The sequence below is a fragment of the Lentilitoribacter sp. EG35 genome, from assembly GCF_040784015.1.
In the GTDB taxonomy this organism is placed as follows: domain Bacteria; phylum Pseudomonadota; class Alphaproteobacteria; order Rhizobiales; family Rhizobiaceae; genus Lentilitoribacter.
Map to the genome: position 1 here is coordinate 46611 of NZ_JBFNGQ010000004.1, position 18077 is coordinate 64687.

19 protein-coding genes are annotated in these 18077 nt (G+C 45.2%); 14 read left to right on the forward strand and 5 right to left on the reverse strand.

The window, feature by feature from the left end; genetic code table 11:
• Positions 1-30: 30 nt before the first annotated feature.
• The 6 genes from AB2J24_RS08815 to AB2J24_RS08840 are packed head-to-tail and all read left to right on the forward strand — an operon-like array spanning position 31 to position 4181.
• Complete coding sequence (locus AB2J24_RS08815; protein WP_162653224.1) at positions 31-516, forward strand: hypothetical protein; 486 nt, start codon at positions 31-33, stop codon at positions 514-516.
• Positions 516-854, forward strand: a complete 339-nt coding sequence (locus AB2J24_RS08820; RefSeq protein WP_162653223.1) for a carboxymuconolactone decarboxylase family protein — start codon at positions 516-518, stop codon at positions 852-854. Before AB2J24_RS08815 ends, AB2J24_RS08820 begins: the two co-directional genes overlap by 1 nt.
• 4 nt (positions 855-858) lie before the next feature.
• On the forward strand, positions 859-1500 hold the full coding sequence (locus AB2J24_RS08825; RefSeq protein ID WP_420883635.1) for a LysE family transporter: 642 nt from the start codon (positions 859-861) through the stop codon (positions 1498-1500).
• Between the two features lie 10 nt (positions 1501-1510).
• A complete protein-coding gene (locus tag AB2J24_RS08830; RefSeq protein ID WP_162653222.1) occupies positions 1511-2269 on the forward strand; it encodes an SDR family oxidoreductase in 759 nt (252 codons plus the stop codon).
• Between the two features lie 39 nt (positions 2270-2308).
• Positions 2309-3718 carry a dihydrolipoyl dehydrogenase gene (lpdA, locus tag AB2J24_RS08835; protein ID WP_367385213.1) on the forward strand — a complete coding sequence of 470 codons (1410 nt, stop codon included), beginning with the start codon at positions 2309-2311 and terminating at the stop codon, positions 3716-3718.
• A gap of 7 nt (positions 3719-3725) precedes the next feature.
• A complete protein-coding gene (locus tag AB2J24_RS08840; RefSeq protein WP_367385214.1) occupies positions 3726-4181 on the forward strand; it encodes a YtoQ family protein in 456 nt (151 codons plus the stop codon).
• Positions 4182-4188: 7 nt separating this feature from the next.
• On the opposite strand, the gene AB2J24_RS08845 is transcribed toward AB2J24_RS08840, so the two are convergent.
• Together AB2J24_RS08845 and AB2J24_RS08850 are read right to left on the reverse strand one after the other, a co-directional pair.
• Positions 4189-5271, reverse strand: coding sequence for a TraB/GumN family protein (locus AB2J24_RS08845; protein ID WP_367385215.1), 1083 nt, complete (start codon positions 5269-5271; stop codon positions 4189-4191).
• 127 nt (positions 5272-5398) lie between these two features.
• Positions 5399-6340 carry a tyrosine recombinase XerC gene (locus AB2J24_RS08850; protein WP_367385374.1) on the reverse strand — a complete coding sequence of 314 codons (942 nt, stop codon included), beginning with the start codon at positions 6338-6340 and terminating at the stop codon, positions 5399-5401.
• Between the two features lie 168 nt (positions 6341-6508).
• Here AB2J24_RS08850 and AB2J24_RS08855 point away from each other — a divergent pair, with 168 nt between their 5' ends.
• Positions 6509-7423 (forward strand): GNAT family N-acetyltransferase, encoded by a 915-nt coding sequence (locus AB2J24_RS08855; RefSeq protein ID WP_367385216.1) that lies wholly within the window; start codon positions 6509-6511, stop codon positions 7421-7423.
• Positions 7424-7538: 115 nt separating this feature from the next.
• Here AB2J24_RS08855 and fsa read toward each other — a convergent pair whose 3' ends face one another.
• Positions 7539-8192 carry a fructose-6-phosphate aldolase gene (fsa, locus tag AB2J24_RS08860; protein WP_367385217.1) on the reverse strand — a complete coding sequence of 218 codons (654 nt, stop codon included), beginning with the start codon at positions 8190-8192 and terminating at the stop codon, positions 7539-7541.
• A 95-nt stretch (positions 8193-8287) separates the two neighbouring features.
• Here fsa and AB2J24_RS08865 point away from each other — a divergent pair, with 95 nt between their 5' ends.
• The 7 genes from AB2J24_RS08865 to AB2J24_RS08895 all read left to right on the forward strand — a co-directional run bounded on the left by AB2J24_RS08865 (position 8288) and on the right by AB2J24_RS08895 (position 16300).
• On the forward strand, positions 8288-10492 hold the full coding sequence (locus AB2J24_RS08865) for a primosomal protein N' (RefSeq protein WP_367385218.1): 2205 nt from the start codon (positions 8288-8290) through the stop codon (positions 10490-10492).
• A gap of 128 nt (positions 10493-10620) precedes the next feature.
• On the forward strand, positions 10621-11010 hold the full coding sequence (locus AB2J24_RS08870) for a DUF4345 family protein (protein ID WP_420883636.1): 390 nt from the start codon (positions 10621-10623) through the stop codon (positions 11008-11010).
• A 250-nt stretch (positions 11011-11260) separates the two neighbouring features.
• Positions 11261-11821, forward strand: coding sequence for a F0F1 ATP synthase subunit delta (locus AB2J24_RS08875; RefSeq protein ID WP_174244227.1), 561 nt, complete (start codon positions 11261-11263; stop codon positions 11819-11821).
• Positions 11821-13350 (forward strand): F0F1 ATP synthase subunit alpha, encoded by a 1530-nt coding sequence (atpA, locus tag AB2J24_RS08880; RefSeq protein WP_162653213.1) that lies wholly within the window; start codon positions 11821-11823, stop codon positions 13348-13350. Before AB2J24_RS08875 ends, atpA begins: the two co-directional genes overlap by 1 nt.
• Before the next feature lie 25 nt (positions 13351-13375).
• Positions 13376-14260, forward strand: a complete 885-nt coding sequence (locus AB2J24_RS08885; RefSeq protein ID WP_367385219.1) for a F0F1 ATP synthase subunit gamma — start codon at positions 13376-13378, stop codon at positions 14258-14260.
• A 24-nt stretch (positions 14261-14284) separates the two neighbouring features.
• The gene (gene atpD, locus AB2J24_RS08890) at positions 14285-15817 is read left to right on the forward strand and encodes a F0F1 ATP synthase subunit beta (RefSeq protein WP_162653211.1); all 1533 of its coding nucleotides are present in this window, start codon (positions 14285-14287) and stop codon (positions 15815-15817) included.
• 87 nt (positions 15818-15904) lie between these two features.
• Positions 15905-16300, forward strand: a complete 396-nt coding sequence (locus AB2J24_RS08895) for a F0F1 ATP synthase subunit epsilon (protein WP_162653210.1) — start codon at positions 15905-15907, stop codon at positions 16298-16300.
• Positions 16301-16367: 67 nt separating this feature from the next.
• On the opposite strand, the gene AB2J24_RS08900 is transcribed toward AB2J24_RS08895, so the two are convergent.
• Positions 16368-17555 carry a MalY/PatB family protein gene (locus AB2J24_RS08900; protein ID WP_367385220.1) on the reverse strand — a complete coding sequence of 396 codons (1188 nt, stop codon included), beginning with the start codon at positions 17553-17555 and terminating at the stop codon, positions 16368-16370.
• Positions 17552-18076: an RNA pyrophosphohydrolase gene (locus tag AB2J24_RS08905; RefSeq protein WP_367385221.1), complete on the reverse strand. Its 525-nt coding sequence runs from the start codon at positions 18074-18076 to the stop codon at positions 17552-17554. Before AB2J24_RS08905 ends, AB2J24_RS08900 begins: the two co-directional genes overlap by 4 nt.
• Between the last annotated feature and the right edge of the window lies 1 nt (position 18077).

Below are 18077 nucleotides of genomic sequence, written 5' to 3' on the forward strand. Positions count from 1 at the left end.
ATGATCCGGCAATTTAATTGGATAAAGAAGATGTCGCTGTTAGCGGCATTTTCTGTCGTTGCTGGAAATGTTTGTGCTGCCGAATGCAAACAGGGTTCTGCACGTTATGTGGACCCTGAATCGGGTCTTCTACTTTCGTTCTCGTCTTTTGGTGAAAATGTGCAGGTTATGCATCAGTTTACAATAGGGCTGGAAGGTGCCGACACCCAACTTGGCGGGTTTGTAGTTGTTGAGGGTGAGCCTTTACGCCCAATTTCAATTGTTATGAACAAGTGTCCAGATGGCGACGTAACGGGTGAAGAGTTGGAAGCGTGTACTGTTTGGAAAGGCGTGCCTTATGGCCGTTTTTCCGATGGAAATATTGGCCTCTTACCACTTGCGGATGAAGTCGCGGTCACGCAAATATTACTTCCTGATTTTACACGATCGGTTATGTCTGATCCGGTGTGGGAAGAAATTGAAACTATCAATGACCCTTTTGAGGTTTTTGACTTTAAAGATTGCGGAGTAAGTTGATGTCTTGGAAAGAAGTTATGAGTGCGAACATCAAACGGTTGGAAAAGTTAAAGGCTGAAATGCCCGATGCATATGGCGCGTTTGAAGCAATGGGTAAGGCTGCTAAAAAGCCTGGCGCGATGGATGAAAAGACCAAAGAATTTATAGCTCTTGCGATGTCAATTTCAACACAATGTGAAAGTTGCGTTGCTTTTCATACGCGCTCGCTTGTTCGCCTAGGTGCCACTCGAGAAGAGTTTTGCGAGGGACTTGCTATGATTGGTTATATGGCATCTGGACCGGGACTGACTTATGGCGCAAAAGCGCTTGAAGCTTATGATGAATTTACAGGGAATTAGCTAGATGGCTGATATATTTCCGTGGTTAGAATTTTTGGCACTGATGACGGCATTTGGATTAAGCGCTGTTGTCCCGGGTGCCGATTTTGCCATGGTTTTACGCCAGTCAATTTTACATGGACGTAAGACAGCAGTTTTCACAAGTGCTGGCGTTGCCACGGCAATATTGGTGCATGGAACCTACACGCTTTTGGGTATCGGATTGGTTATCAGCAAGTCGCTATTCCTCTTTTCGATTATCAAAATCATTGGTGTGGTTTATCTTTTATGGATGGGTATATCTGTGTTTAGAGCGCCGGCGCCGGTCAAGCCAGATTTCAAAATGGAAAAAGTGAAAGTTGAACCAAGCGTAATCAATGCGTTTGTTTTGGGGTTCTTGACGAATCTTTTAAATCCGAAAGCAGTTTTGTTTTTCTTAGCTCTGTTTTCATCACTTGTGAGCGCAGAAACGGCACTTGCTTATAAATCTTTTTATGTCGTGATGATGAGTGTTCTGCTCTTTATCTGGTTTGTCTTGGTGTCGATATTCTTCACAACGCCAAGTGTAAGAGGACTTTTTTATCGGATTGGCAAGTGGTTTAATCGGGTTACAGGTGCAACATTGGTTATGCTAGCAATTGGTGTTGCTGCGTCATCCAGAGGATAGGAACAATATTGTGACTGATAAAGTTGTTATTGTCACAGGTGGAAGTCGCGGAATTGGAGCAGAAGTTGCAAAACTTTCTGGCGCGGCAGGCTACACAGTGATTGTCAATTATGTTGGCAATGAAAAGGCAGCCAATCAAATCGTTTCTGAAATTGAAGCCACTGGTGGTAAAGCCTTTGTCGTGCAGGGCGATGTTCAGTTTGAGAGTAATGTATTTAAGATTTTCGAATTTGCTAAATCTAAAGGTGAGATTGCCGGTCTTGTCAATAATGCGGGAGTTGTTGATAAAGCTGCGCGTCTTGACGAGATGACGCTTGATCGTTTTAACCGTATGTTTGCGATAAATATCACTGGTGCATTTTTATGTGCGCGTGAAGCGGTCAAAGTTATGTCGAGGCGCTACGGTGGGAATGGTGGTTGCATTGTTAATATTACTTCAGCGGCCGCAAAACTGGGAGCAGCGGGACAATATGTTGATTATGCAGCGGCAAAAGGCGCTATAGATACAATGACAGTCGGGTTGGCGCGCGAAGTTGCTGAAGAAAACATTCGTGTAAATGCCGTTCGCCCAGGGATTATTGACACTGATATTCATGCATCCGGCGGTGAGCCTGATCGTGCACAAGAATTGAAACATGTTGTTCCGATGAAACGTCCGGGCCAGGCTATAGAAGTTGCTAAAGCTGTTATGTGGCTTTTGTCCGATGATTCATCTTATTCCACAGGCGCCATAATCGACGTTTCAGGTGGCCGTTCCGTATTGCCATAGTTTTTAACGAATTTGACCTTCAGAAAAGGAAATAAACCCATGTCTTCATATGATCTTATCGTTATCGGAACCGGTCCTGGCGGTTATGTTTGTGCCGTTAAAGCAGCGCAATTGGGATTGAAAACTGCCGTTGTCGAAAAACGTGCAACGCTAGGCGGGACATGTTTGAATATTGGCTGTATTCCGTCAAAGGCATTGTTACATGCTTCTGAAATGTATCATCAAGCTGGTCATGACTTTAAAGAACTGGGTATCGACCTTGGTGATCAGAAATTGAACTTGCCAAACATGATGGCACACAAAGAAGGTGTGATTAAATCTAATGTTGATGGCATTGCATTCTTAATGAAGAAAAACAAGATTGATGTCCATCATGGCACTGGAGCAATAGCAGGCGCGGGTAAGGTGACTGTCGCAGCTGATGACGGTACAATTTCTGAACTTGAGACAAAAAACATCGTGATCGCAACTGGTTCTGATGTTGCTGGTATTCCCGGTGTTGATGTTGACATTGATGAGAAGGTCATTGTCTCTTCAACTGGGGCATTGGAACTTGAAAAAGTGCCAAATAAAATGGTTGTTGTTGGTGGCGGTGTGATTGGGCTTGAACTGGGCTCTGTCTGGGCTCGACTTGGTGCTGAAGTTACTGTTGTAGAATATCTTGACGTAATCCTGGGTGGCATGGATGGCGAAGTGTCTAAACAGTTCAAAAAGATGCTGGAAAAGCAGGGTATCAAGTTTGAACTTGGTCAAAAGGTCACTGCCGTAGCAAAAGGCGGTGCAGGCGGGCAAGTGACATTTGAACCTGTTAAAGGTGGCGATGCGCAAGCTATCGAAGCAGATATCGTGCTTGTAGCAACCGGCCGCAAACCATACACCGATGCGCTCGGACTTGAAGCTTCTGGTGTAAAACTTGATGACCGAGGTCGCGTCGAAATTGATGATCATTTCCAATCTAACGTTAAAGGCATATATGCCATTGGCGATGTTGTACGCGGCGCTATGCTTGCACATAAAGCAGAGGATGAAGGTGTTGCGGTTGCTGAAATTCTAAGCGGTCAGGCAGGACATGTGAATTATGATGTGATCCCAGGTGTTGTTTATACTAACCCTGAAGTTGCTTCGGTGGGCAAAACTGAAGATGAGTTAAAAGCGGCAGGTGTTGCGTATAAATCTGGTAAATTTCCATTCTCCGCAAATGGACGCGCGCGCGCGATGCTTGCATCAGATGGTTTTGTAAAAGTTCTTGCTGATAAAACAACCGATCGAGTACTTGGCGTTCATATCGTCGGATTTGGTGCTGGCGAAATGATCCATGAAGCTGCGGTGTTGATGGAGTTTGGTGGTTCATCGGAAGATCTTGGCCGTACATGCCATGCTCACCCAACAATGTCGGAAGCTGTTAAAGAGGCGGCTTTAGCAACATTTGCAAAACCAATTCATATGTAGGTGCAAAATGAAGTTGAATATTTATCTATCTGGTGAAATTCACACGAATTGGCGTGAAAACATTATGCAAGGTTGCGAAGCAGAAAAGCTTGATGTGAGTTTTTCAGCGCCAGTTACAGATCATGGTGCATCGGATGATTGCGGCGTTGCGATCTTGGGCGCTGAAGACAAGAAATTTTGGCACGATAATAAGGGTGCTAAGATGAACGCCATTCGCACACGCAAAGGCATTGAAGATGCTGATGTCGTTGTGGTTCGATTTGGTGAGAAATATAAGCAATGGAATGCCGCATTTGATGCAGGCTATGCCGCGGCTCTTGGCAAATCAATCATCGTAATTCATTCAGATGATCACCAACATGCGCTTAAAGAAGTGGATGCTGCAGCGCTAGCGGTTTGCGAAAGCGCAAGTCAGGTTGTTGATGTTTTTAAATATGTTCTAACGAGTCAGTTGCCGAGTTAGATCAGGATTAGTTTGCGCGAGTGATGGTATAGCCGCGCTCGCGCAGCAATTCGATAAGGCCTTCTTCGCCAGGAAGATGTAGTGCGCCAACCGCGATAAATGCATTCCCTTCCTGCAAAATTGGTTCGGAACGCTCCGCCATGAGATGATTTCGCTCAGTGATGATTTTTGCTTCAAAATCCCCAAAACTCTCGTCATCGATATCTTCCTGACCAAGTTCGGTTGCGATTACCTTGATTGCAGGTTTAATCAATCCGATTTCTTGGTCAACATAAAGGCTGATCATTGTTTCCATCATATCTTTATTGAGGTCGCCCAAACGAAGTGTTTCCAGGAGGCCACGTACTTGAAAGTCAATTGGCAGAGATGCCATCGCGGAAAGCTGTTCGGTTATGCTCTCTAGTCCCTTGATTTCTTTGTTGGCGGATTTAGCCTGTTCGATAATCAAAAAATCAAGAATTTGAACACCTTCAGCTTTGCGCGCCGTTTCGCAATCTGATGAAGCAACTAAACTCATGATCATCCATGGTTTAAATTGATTGACGAGACTGATGGCAATGCCGCGAGCCTTAAGTTCGGCTTCAATATATGCTGCATCGTCCTCACTCATGCTGCTGGTCAATGTTGAACCATCCGTGAACATCGTCAAGTTCGGGTTCATTAGAACGGCGGCTTGCGCTTTTTTGGGATCAAGCAGATCGAGTGTTTCAATGACAACTGTATTTGATTCATCAATCGTATTTCTGACAGAAGCGGACAGATTTAAAACGCGCGGATCAGTAACATGCATCGTACCGTAAAGGTAAGAAGGTTCTACACCTGATTTCTCAACTTTCCAAAAAAGTCCCGAACCATTTGGAATAAGTGAGGCTTCTGTCTTTGCTTCACTAAGTTTTTCAGCACTCAATTCATTAATGAAGTTACGTCCGCTGCATGTGTTGGTCGATGTTTGTGTTTGCGCGTCTGCGTTAGAGGCTGCCAATGAGAACACGATTACAAAGCTTAAAATAAGAAATAAATGAAAACCAAATCCTATAATTAGGTCTAGATGACTCACTATAAGCTGGCGTTTGTTTTGTGTAATAATCACGGATTTAGGCCTTGTTAATAAATATGTAGCTCAATATTAGGTTGGAAATCCCGATAAGAAGTTAATGTGTGTAAAGCACGCCTATTATGGTTTCTACATCCTTAAAGGGGTCGAATGTGTGTATGAATTAAGCCCTTGGGTGGGCTTTTTGATAGATGTCCAAAAGTCTGTCCGTATCAACGGCTGTATAAATTTGGGTTGTTGAGAGGCTGGCATGGCCCAAAAGTTCTTGTATCGTGCGTAAATCACCGCCGCCAGCGAGTAAATGCGTCGCAAAGGAATGGCGCAACGCATGTGGTGTCGCCGTATCGGGTAAATCAAGCGCCGAACGCAGGCGTTTCATATCGCGTTGAATGATGGCCGCGTGGAGTTTTCCGCCCCGTGCACCGCGAAAAAGCAAGCCATCAGCCAATTGATGGGGGCATAGATTTATATAATGTTCTATGGCCTCATTGGCTATCGGCAACAGAGGCACAACGCGTTCTTTGCCGCCCTTGCCGTTGATCAAAAGTATGTCGGTTTTGGTTCCAATCTGATTTGTTTTCAGCCCCAGCGCTTCTGATATGCGCAAGCCGCAGCCATAGAGTAGAACCATGACAGCTGTATTGCGCGCCGCAATCCAAGGTTCATCCACCATTTGCAAATCTTGATTTGTTACGCGAAGCGCATCACTTGCGGCAAGGGGTTTAGGTAGTGATTTGGGCTGTTTTGGTGTGCGAACGGCGCGCGCACCGCTGGCATTTGCAAGGCCCCGCTTTTCCAGAAATCTAAGGAAGGAGCGTACACCTGAAAGGCCGCGACCAAGAGTTCTTGCACCAGCACCGTCTCTGCGTCGCGATGCTAGAAATGCACGTAAATCACTGGGGCGCACATTTTTCATGTCACTTATTTTCGGAGGGGTCGCAAGGTAATCAGTCATAAAATGGAAAAACTGGCGTAGATCACGCTCATAGGATTCGCTTGTTTTGTCGGATAGACGTCGTTCAACTTCAAGGTTTTTCAACCATTCGTCTTTTAGGGCGAGAAGATCCCGGCTAGCTGTTATAAGAAGTGGCGAACTCATGGGTATTTACTTTATTTCATAACTGGTCTTTCAAAGTCTATCTAAGATATGTTATCTGAGCGTAAACATGAGGGAATAGTTTGAAAAAAGACTATTTGGTCGTCATAGAGTTATCACAATTTCCTGCGATACAGATATGAGGGCTGCTACAACTCTCATGGATAGTGGTGAGACATGCTTAAACGTAATGAAATTTCTGTTATGGACGGCTTTACAGAGGCTTTTCAGCTTTTGACATATGGTCGACCTGGCCATGTCGTTGATGAGCTGATTGCTGATCGCGGTAAGAGTATTATGAGCCATCCTTTATGGCCAGTTGTACGTCCTATTTTTCATACGGTGTTTCATTATCGCGAAGCCGTTCGTTTTGCGGATGCAACTGCTCCGCTATCTGGCTTTGACGCATTTGAATTTGTGAGTGAAACCCTGAAACTGGAAGTTACCGTCGAACAAAAATCGCGTATTCCAACAGATGGTGGCTTTTTGCTTGCTTGCAATCACCCAACAGGCATTGCAGATGGTATTGCAATGTTTGACTTATTGAAGGATGTACGTCCCGATATGATGTTTTTTGCAAATCGGGATGCGCTGCGCGTTAACCCACGTCTTGTCGAGATGATTATTCCGGTTGAATGGCGCGAAGATTATAAAAGCCGTTTGAAGGCGCGTGAAACGCTTCAATTAACATCGCAGACAGTCAAATCAGAAAAAGCTGCGGTGCTTTATCCATCTGGCCGGATTGCTCATTGGCATGAAGGTAAATTGACAGAACGTGAGTGGAAGCCCTCCGTTTACAGTATCGCGCGCAAATATAATTTGCCCATTTTGCCTGTGCATCTGAGTGCTCGAAATTCCGGCTTGTTTTACTGGCTTTCAAAATATTCTGCAGAGTTGCGCGATATTACAGTATTTCATGAGCTTTTGAACAAAAAGAAAAAGCCGTTCCATTTTAAGATTGGCAAGATGATTTCGCCCGATGAATTGGGAGATGATGTTAATCTTGGAACAAAATCGCTAGAGAATCATACTGTCTATGGTCTGGCTGATGATGCCGACTTGAACTTCGATCTCAATCGAAATTTTGATTAATAGATCGAGCTGCTTATTAAGTTAAGTAATTTCAAAAATCAGATAATAAAAACCGACGGATATGGAAATACCCGTCGGTTTTATTTTTAGATCGCGATCTATTTAGCTATCAGTATTAGCCGATTGTTTGACCAGTCTTTGCCCAGTCTGCCAAAAATGCTTCCAAACCTTTGTCAGTCAACGGGTGCTTGACCAAAGCTTTGAGTGTGCTTGGTGGAACAGTTGAAACATCAGCACCAATAAGGGCCGCTTCTTTGACATGGTTTACTGTACGGATTGATGCTGCAAGAATTTGCGTATCATAATCATAATTGTCATAAATCTGGCGGATTTCAGCTATGAGATCCAAGCCGTCGATTGCCATGTCATCCAGGCGACCGATAAATGGTGAAATGTATGTTGCGCCAGCCTTTGCAGCAAGTAATGCCTGATTGGCAGAGAAGCACAATGTCACATTTGTTTTATGTCCATCGCTTGTCAGTGCTTTACAAGCTTTCAAACCATCAAGTGTGAGTGGCAATTTGATGCAAATATTATCTGCGATCTTTGCAATGATTGCTGCTTCTTTCATGATTGTTTCATAATCAGTAGCTGCAACTTCAGCAGAGACCGGGCCATCGACAAGTGAACAAATTTCTTTTGTGACTTCGATGATGTCACGGCCAGATTTAAGGATGAGTGACGGGTTTGTTGTCACGCCATCAACCAGACCAAGATCGTTTAATTCTTTGATCTCGTCTACAACGGCTGTATCGACAAAAAACTTCATTTTATTACTCCGAATGTCTATGGGTTGTGAAAAACCATCTTTTCAATAGTCTGTGCTTTCCTTTAAACCAAACTGGCGGCAAGGTCACGTAATATATGAATACTGATTCGCAAAATGAACTTTTTAAAAATGCTTTGCCGCAATTGGTTCCAGTTTTGGTGCCAATGCCTGTGGATCGTCCGTTTACCTACGCAGTTCCCGAAGACCAAGTGGTTGAGCCGGGATCAATTGTCAAAGTTCCGCTTGGGCCTCGACAGGTTATCGGCATCGTTTGGGACGGTGACTGCGATAATATTGATGCAAAAAAAGTTAAATCTATTAGCGAGGTTTTTGACTGCCCACCTATCGACAAAGCGATGCGGCGGTTCGTTGACTGGGTGAGCAATTATACACTCTCGCCTCCAGGGTATGTTGCAAAAATGGCATTGCGGGCACCCGCTGCGCTTGATCCCGAACCGATGATTGCAGCCTTGCAGTACACAGGCCAAACACCCGAACGTTTAACGGATGCTCGTCGTCGTGTTTTAGAATTTGCAGAAGATGGCATGGCGTGGAGTAAATCCGGACTTGCCCATGTCGCTGGGGTTACGCCAAGCGTGATTGATGGTTTAACAAAACAGGGTGTATTTGAAACGGTTATGCTACCCGCGCCGCCTGTTGTGGCCAAACCTGACCCAAGCTATGGAACAGCTGATTTAACAGATGCACAAATACGAGGTGCGGATGAGCTTGTCGAACATGTAGAATCCGGCACATTTCAACCGATACTTCTGGATGGCGTGACAGGCTCCGGTAAAACAGAAGTTTATTTTGAGGCAATTTCAGATGTGCTTGAAAAGGGGAAGCAGGCTCTTATCCTTTTGCCTGAAATTTCGCTTACTTCTTCTTTCCTTAAAAGATTTGAGAATCGGTTTGGCGCACCTCCAGGAGAATGGCACTCTGATATTGCACCTCGGATGCGAGAGCGTGTCTGGCGTCAGGTTATTGAAGGGCAGGTTCGTGTTGTGGCGGGTGCCCGCAGCGCATTGTTTCTTCCGTTTGATAATCTTGGCTTGATCATTGTCGATGAAGAACATGATCCTGCTTATAAGCAGCAAGACAGGGTTTTTTATCATGCGCGGGATATGGCGGTAGTGAGGGCGCAATTGGCGGATATTCCCATTATTTTAGCCTCAGCAACACCTTCTTTGGAAAGCCATGTAAATGCAGAGCAGGATAGATATAAGCGTGTTGTTTTATCGAAACGCTATTCTGATGCTGCATTGCCGGATTTATCAATGGTGGATTTGCGCAAGAACCCGCCAAAGCGGGGTGGATTTTTATCACCTATAACGCTTGATGGTGTTCGCAAGGCGCTTGAGAAAAAGGAGCAGGCGCTTCTATTTCTGAACCGTCGGGGGTACGCACCGCTTACATTATGTCGCGTGTGCGGTCACCGTTTTCAATGTCCAAATTGTTCGACTTGGCTTGTTGAACATCGTTTTAGACAACAAATTCAATGCCATCATTGCGGGCACCATGAGCCTGTGCATGAATCATGCCCTGAATGTGGAACACTGGATCATCTGGTGGCTTGTGGTCCCGGCGTTGAGAGAATAGCCGAAGAGCTTGATCAGCACTTTCCGGATGCGCGGACAATCGTTTTGTCCTCAGATATGGCTGGAGGCTCTAAGCGATTGCGTCTTGAATTGGATGCGATTGCAAATGGGGAAGCAGACATTATCGTTGGCACTCAATTGGTGGCAAAAGGGCATAATTTCCCGCTGATGACATTCGTTGGTGTGGTAGACGCTGATCTTGGATTATCAAATGGTGATCCGCGGGCCGCTGAGAGAACCTATCAATTGCTATCTCAAGTTACTGGCCGTGCTGGACGGACGGGGCGTAAAAGCCAGGGGCTCATTCAGACTTATCAGCCGGAGCATCCTGTTATGCAGGCTTTGGTGTCGGGCGAAGCGGATATGTTTTATGAGCGGGAAACTTTGGAACGCGACCGCGCGAAACTGCCGCCATTTGGTCGTTTGGCATCTATTATTATTTCTGCCAGTCAACGTAGTGATGCGGAGCAACATGGGAAAGGTTTGCGGCAAGGAGCACCTAATCAAAGTCCGTTCTCAATTTTAGGTCCTGCAGATGCACCGTTGGCACTCGTGCGCGGTCGTTATCGCATGCGGCTCCTCATTCATGGGCCGCGCGGCGCCGACCTACAGGGCTTCATTCGAGCGATGATAGATAAAGGACCGAAAGAACGCGGTTCATTGAAAGTTCAAATCGACATTGATCCGCAAAGTTTTCTTTGAGGTTTTGAGTTATTTCGGCAGATGCCTTGGCTGAACGCAAGTTTAAATGACACTTGGAACGCAAGGATAAATCTATTAGTTAGACTAAAACGTAGTGATTATAACTGATAAACCTGAGACAAGAAGATATGATTGATTTTTATTTCCCGACGAGCCCTGGTGAGTGGGCTGCCTTTGCGAGTGCAGTGGTGACCATCCTCTTTGCCGTTCTGCTTTTCTTTATGCCGCGGCTTTCACTTCGTATTCTCAGACTTCAAACATTCCCGGATGTGCCATCTGCGGTTTCAGAATCACGCGCTACGATGGCTGGTTTCTATTTTGGAGTTGGGTTCAGCTGCATTTTGCTAGCACAACCGCTTTTATACCTCACATTGGGCGTAAGCTGGCTGTTTACGGCTTTCGGACGCATTGTCTCCATGGTGCTGGATAAAGGAAATACCAAGTACAATTGGATTTCTTGGCCGATTGAAGCTGCACTAGGCATTTTACCAACATTATATGCATTTGGTTATTTTTGAAAATGTAATTTAAAATCAGCAACTTATAAGGATTTCAAATTTTCAACTTGTTGATAATGCCTATTTTGTCGCAATTTTGCTGTCTAAGGTGTGTTGCCTGTCAGAATTTCCTATGCTAGTGAACCGCGAAATAAGGAAATATTGTGGCTTCGGTCGTAAGTTTCTAGAAATAAATCGTAATAATTTAAGTAGCGATACTTTGGGTCCTCCCAATTTGGTAGTTGCTTGACCAGAACAGAGAAAATTGCCCGTGGCTGACAGTTCCAATCTCATTTCCGGTGTTGCAGAACGATATGCTTCGTCATTGTTTGATCTTGCTCTTGAAGCAAAGTCCATCGACAAAGTAGGTAAAGAGCTTTCCAGCTTTGATGCCATGATTAAGGGAAGCGAAGATCTAACCCGATTGATCGCTAGTCCTGTTTTTTCTGCCGAAGATCAACTTAAAGCAATTTCTGCTTTAGTGACTAAGGCAAAGGTTTCCAGTTTGACTGGAAATTTCCTCAAAGTTGTTGCGCAAAATCAGCGCCTATTCACACTGCCTGCAGTTATTGCTGGCTTTCGTGAGCTTGTTGCTCGTCATCGCGGCGAAGTAACTGCTGATGTTAAATCCGCTCATAGTCTGAGTGCTGCGCAAACCAAAGAATTGCAGGCGACGCTTAAAAGCGTTACTGGCAAGACAGTTGCGATCAATCTAACGGTTGATCCTTCTTTATTGGGTGGTTTGATTGTAAAGATTGGATCTCGCCAAATCGATACGTCTTTACGTACTAAACTTTCCACCCTTAAGCTCTCATTGAAAGAGGTTGGCTGATGGACATTCGTGCCGCGGAAATTTCCGCAATCCTAAAAGATCAAATTAAAAATTTCGGCGATGAGGCAGAAGTCTCAGAAGTCGGTCAAGTGTTGTCCGTGGGTGATGGTATCGCTCGCGTATATGGCCTTGATAACGTACAGGCTGGTGAAATGGTCGAATTCCCTGGTGGAATTCGCGGCATGGCGCTTAACCTGGAAGCCGACAATGTCGGTGTTGTTATCTTCGGTTCCGACCGTGACATTAAAGAAGGCGACGTTGTTAAACGTACAGGAGCCATCGTGGATGTTCCAGTTGGTCCTGAATTGCTCGGTCGTGTTGTTGATGCGCTTGGTAACCCAATTGATGGCAAAGGCCCAATTAAAGCGAAGAAACGTGCCCGTGTGGATGTTAAAGCGCCTGGTATTATGCCTCGTAAATCCGTGCATGAGCCAATGGCAACTGGTCTTAAAGCGATTGATGCTTTGATCCCTGTTGGTCGTGGTCAGCGTGAATTGGTTATTGGTGACCGTCAAACTGGTAAAACAGCGATCCTTTTGGATACGTTCCTGAACCAGAAGCCTGCACATGATGCGGATAATGAAGCTGATAAGCTTTATTGTGTATATGTTGCTGTTGGTCAAAAGCGTTCAACTGTTGCTCAGTTCGTTAAAGTTCTTGAAGATCGTGGTGCGCTTGAATATTCAATCGTGATTGCTGCGACTGCTTCTGATCCTGCTCCTATGCAGTTCTTGGCTCCATTTGCTGCTTGTACAATGGGTGAATATTTCCGTGACAATGGTCAGCATGCTCTGATCGGCTACGATGATCTGTCAAAACAAGCTGTTGCTTATCGTCAAATGTCACTTCTGCTTCGTCGTCCTCCGGGCCGTGAAGCTTATCCTGGTGATGTTTTCTATCTTCACTCCCGTCTTCTTGAACGTTCAGCTAAATTGAACGAAGATAATGGTTCTGGCTCACTAACAGCTTTGCCTATTATTGAAACTCAGGCTAATGACGTGTCAGCTTATATTCCAACAAACGTGATCTCTATTACGGATGGTCAGATTTTCTTGGAAACTGAACTGTTTTACCAAGGTATCCGCCCTGCGGTGAACGTTGGTCTGTCAGTGTCTCGTGTGGGATCATCAGCTCAAATTAAAGCGATGAAACAGGTTGCTGGTTCTATTAAAGGTGAGCTTGCTCAGTATCGTGAGATGGCAGCGTTTGCCCAGTTCGGTTCTGATTTGGATGCTTCTACTCAGCGTCTTCTTAATCGTGGTGCGCGTTTGACTGAGTTGCTAAAGCAGCCACAGTTCTCACCATTGAAAACAGAAGAGCAAGTTGCAGTTATCTTTGCTGGTGTGAATGGCTATCTTGATGAATTGGATGTAAAGCAAGTTGGCCCATTCGAACAAGGTTTGCTTTCCTACATGCGTGGTGAAGGTAAAGACATTCTTGCAGCAATTGCTGAGAAGAAGGCTGTAACTGATGAAATCAAGGAAAAGCTTAAAGCTGCGCTTGATTCATTTGCGAAAACTTTTGCCTAATTAGGCTCAACTAAGGACGGAACGGATGCCTTCTTTAAAGGATCTGAAAAACCGGATTGCCTCAGTAAAGGCGACGCAGAAAATCACCAAGGCCATGCAAATGGTTGCGGCTGCTAAACTGCGTCGTGCACAAGAAGCTGCTGAAGCTGCGCGCCCTTATTCAGAGCGCATGGCATCTGTTATGGCAAATATTTCCGGCGCTGTTGGTGGTGATGATGCGCCGCGTTTGATGACTGGCACTGGCAAAGATGACACGCATCTGCTCGTTGTTTGTACAGCAGAACGTGGTCTTTGCGGTGGCTTTAATACGCAAATTGCACGTCATGCCCGTTTGCATGCTCAAAAGCTGCAAAGCGAAGGTAAAGATGTTAAAATTCTTTGCGTTGGTAAAAAAGGCTTTGATCAACTGAAGCGTGATTTTGCGAGTCAAATTATTGATCGCGTTGATCTACGTGAAGTTAAGAACATTGGTTTTGTCAATGCTGAAGATATTGCAAATCGGGTATCTACTTTATTCGATGCCAATGAATTTGATGTTTGCACACTCTTCTATTCAGAGTTTAAATCTGTAATTTCACAGGTTCCCACTGCTCAGCAGCTTATCCCTGCTAAACTTGAGGCAACCGAAGGTGATGATGCAGCAAACGGCTCCGATGCGGCTTACGAATATGAGCCTGATGCTGGTGCAATCCTAGAAGATATCATTCCACGCAATATCAAAGTACAGATCTTGCGTGCATTGCTGGAGAATGTTGCTGGTGAAATGGGCGCTAAAATGAGCGCGATGGATAATGCAACACGTAATGCTGGCGATATGATCGATAAATTGACAATGAGCTACAACCGCCAGCGTCAAGCACAAATTACAAAAGAATTGATTGAGATTATCTCGGGTGCGGAAGCACTCTAAGTCGAGACGAAGAGGTTTATAACTATGGCAAAAGCAGCGACGACTAAGACGACCGCAGCAAAAAAAGCGCCAGCTAAAAAAGCGCCTGCGAAACGTGCTCCAGCTAAGAAAGCTGCGGCAACTAAATCAGCAGCAGCTGGTGCAGCAGTTGGTAAAGTAACACAGGTTATTGGCGCGGTGGTTGACGTTTCCTTTGAAGGTCACCTTCCAAAAATCCTGAATGCTCTTGAGACAACAAATGTGGGTAACCGCCTTGTTCTTGAAGTAGCGCAGCATTTGGGCGAAAATACAGTTCGTACGATTGCGATGGACTCGACTGAAGGTCTTGTTCGTGGTCAGGAAGTTACTGATACTGGTGAAGCCATCATGGTTCCGGTTGGTGATGAAACACTAGGTCGTATCTTGAACGTGATTGGCGAGCCTGTTGATGATGCTGGTCCTGTTAAGACAAAAGCGCGTCGCGGAATTCACCAAGATGCTCCTGATTTCTCAGAGCAGTCTACTGAAGCTGAAATTCTGGTAACTGGTATTAAAGTTGTTGATTTGCTAGCGCCATATGCGCGTGGTGGTAAAATTGGCCTCTTTGGCGGTGCTGGTGTTGGTAAGACAGTTCTTATTCAGGAATTGATCAACAACATTGCGAAAGCACACGGTGGTTATTCTGTGTTTGCTGGTGTGGGTGAGCGTACTCGTGAGGGTAACGATCTTTACCACGAGATGATTGAATCAGGCGTGAACGTAGAAGGCGGCGGCGAAGGTTCTAAATGTTCTCTCGTGTTTGGTCAAATGAATGAACCTCCAGGAGCGCGTGCTCGTGTTGCTCTTACTGGTCTAACAATTGCGGAACAGTTCCGTGATGAAGGTCAGGACGTGTTGTTCTTCGTTGATAATATTTTCCGCTTTACACAAGCTGGTTCTGAAATGTCGGCGCTGTTGGGTCGTATCCCATCAGCTGTGGGTTATCAGCCAACATTGTCAACAGATATGGGTTCCATGCAGGAGCGTATTACGACAACAACAAAAGGTTCGATTACATCTGTGCAAGCCGTTTATGTGCCTGCCGATGATTTGACCGATCCGGCGCCTGCGTCAACATTTGCTCACTTGGATGCGCAAACAGTGTTGAACCGTGCGATTTCTGAAAAAGGTATTTACCCAGCTGTGGATCCGCTGGATTCAAACTCTCGTATGCTTGATCCGCAAATTGTTGGTGATGAGCATTATGAGGTTGCTCGTTCTGTTCAAGAAATCCTACAGCGCTATAAATCTCTTCAAGATATCATCGCCATCTTGGGTATGGATGAATTGTCTGAAGAAGATAAAGTTACAGTGGCACGTGCTCGTAAGGTTGAGCGCTTCTTGTCACAGCCATTCTTTGTGGCGGAAGTGTTTACTGGTGCTCCTGGTCAATTGGTTGATCTTGAAGATACAATCAACTCATTTAAAGGCTTGGTTGCTGGTGATTATGATCACCTTCCAGAATCGGCTTTCTACATGGTTGGTGGCATCGACATGGCAATTGAAAAAGCTAAGAAACTAGCTGCTGAAGCTGCCTAATAAATTGCATATGTGCGGGTTCATTTTTGAGCTCGCACATAACTCTACTGTTTGATTTTACATCTGTTCTAAACTGGACGTTACGTCATGGCTGACACATTTACATTTGAACTCGTTTCTCCTGAAAAACTTTTGCTATCTGCAGAAGTAACGTCGGTCGTGTTGCCTGGTTCAGAAGGTGAAATGACTGTAATGGCAAACCATGCTCCAACAATGAGCACAGTTAAGCCGGGTATCGTTACTGTTGAAGGCGCTGAAGGCACGAGCAAATATGTCGTGTTTGGCGGCTTTGCTGATATCGTACCAGCTGGTTGCACATTGCTCGCAGAATCGGCTGTTGCTGTTGATGCACTAGAAGATGGTGAGTTGGATACACGTATCAAGGCCGCGAATGACGCCGCAGAAGCTGCTGTCGGCGATGCTGATAAGACACGCTTGAGTGCTTTTGCTTCTCAATTAGAAGAGCTAAAAGCTGCCGTCTAAAATACAAAATTTGTTTTGACTTATTTGGAACCACCCAGTTTTATACTGGGTGGTTTTATATTGTTTACTAAGCAAATGCCTTCTTAAGGCGTGTGATCGCATCCACCAACTGAACACGCGGCATGCCGATATTAAAGCGCAGATAGGTTTCGCCACCGGTGCCAAAAGTAGCGCCATGGCTTGCAGCTATTTCCGCACCTTCTTGAACGCGTTCGATAACGTCCTCTGGAGCCAATCCGGTTCCGGAAAAATCCACCCATGCAAGATATGTAGATTGCAAACCCATAGATACAGCGCCATCAATATCCATAATAGCTTCGTCAAAAACGCGGGCGTTCTCGTCAATATACTTCATGAGTGATGTAACCCAATATGCTCCCTCCGGGGAATAGGCAGCCTCGGTCATCATCATACCAAATGCGTTCCCAGATATGCCTAAAGCTTTCATGCGTTTCCCAAATTTGGAACGCAATTTTGGATCTTCAATAATGACATTACCTGTATGGCATCCAGCGATATTAAAAGTTTTCGTCGGTGCGGTCATCATCACCAGACGATCAGTAATGTCCTTCTTAATGTTGCCCATCGGTATGTGCATTTGCCCAGGCATTATTAAGTCGTGATGTATTTCATCAGAGACAATTATGAGATCGTGCTTCTTCGCAAACTCTGCTAAAGCTTCCAGCTCCTGCCGCATCCAAACAGTGCCCCCCGGATTATGCGGGGAGCAAAGGATAAGCATTGTTTCTTTTCCGGTGAGAAGTTTTTCATAAGCTTCAAAATCAAAAACATAGCGGCCATTTTCAATGACTAATGGACATTCGGTTACGCTTCTATCTGCTGCTTCAATTACGCGAGCAAATGCATGATAAACTGGTGTGAAAAGAACGACGGCATCACCTACTTCTGTGAAAGTGTCGACGCAGATAGATGTGCCGTTTACAAGCCCATGCGTTGTAAACACCCAGTTTGGTTCAATATCCCAACCATGTACTTCCTTCATCCACCATTTGATGGCCGCTTTATAGTCGGAATCATCGCCAAAGTAGCCAAAAATACCGTGTTCTTGCATGTTCTTGACCGCGTCAGACACGCACTTTGGCGGGCGGAAATCCATATCTGCCACCCACATGGCAATGCCTGCGTGAGGAGATACGCCAAAGACTGTTTCCATTGAATCCCATTTCTCTGAATGAGTTCCAATTCGGCTGATCACCTCATCAAAATCTGTATTTTCACCACCGAATGTTTTCATCGTTTCCCCATCAAATTAGAAAATTCATCCACTATCTTTTTATAGAGCTCGCGCTTGAATGGCACAATTAGATCAGGGAGTTTATGCATGGGTTTCCACGCCCATTCTTCAAATTCGGCCTTCTCACCGGTAACAGGTGGGTTTACTTGGATTTCAGATTCATTGCCTTCAAAGCGATAAGCAAACCATTTTTGCTTTTGGCCGCGCCATTTCCCTTTAAGACCTATCCCGATAAGTTCATCCGGTAGGTCATAAGTTAGCCAGTCGTTCGTTTCTGCCAATAGCGAGACTGTCTTCATGCCTGTTTCTTCATAAAGTTCGCGTAAGGAAGCTTTTTGCGGGTCTTCTCCCTTATCAATTCCACCTTGCGGCATCTGCCATCGGTATGGAGAATTGTGGTATTCGGAATCGGGTGGTTCATTAATGCGCAAACCAGTCCAAACCTGATCTTCCTTATTAAGTACCATAATACCAACACATGGCCGGTAAGGTAGATCTTCAGCTTTGACCTTCTTGCTCATA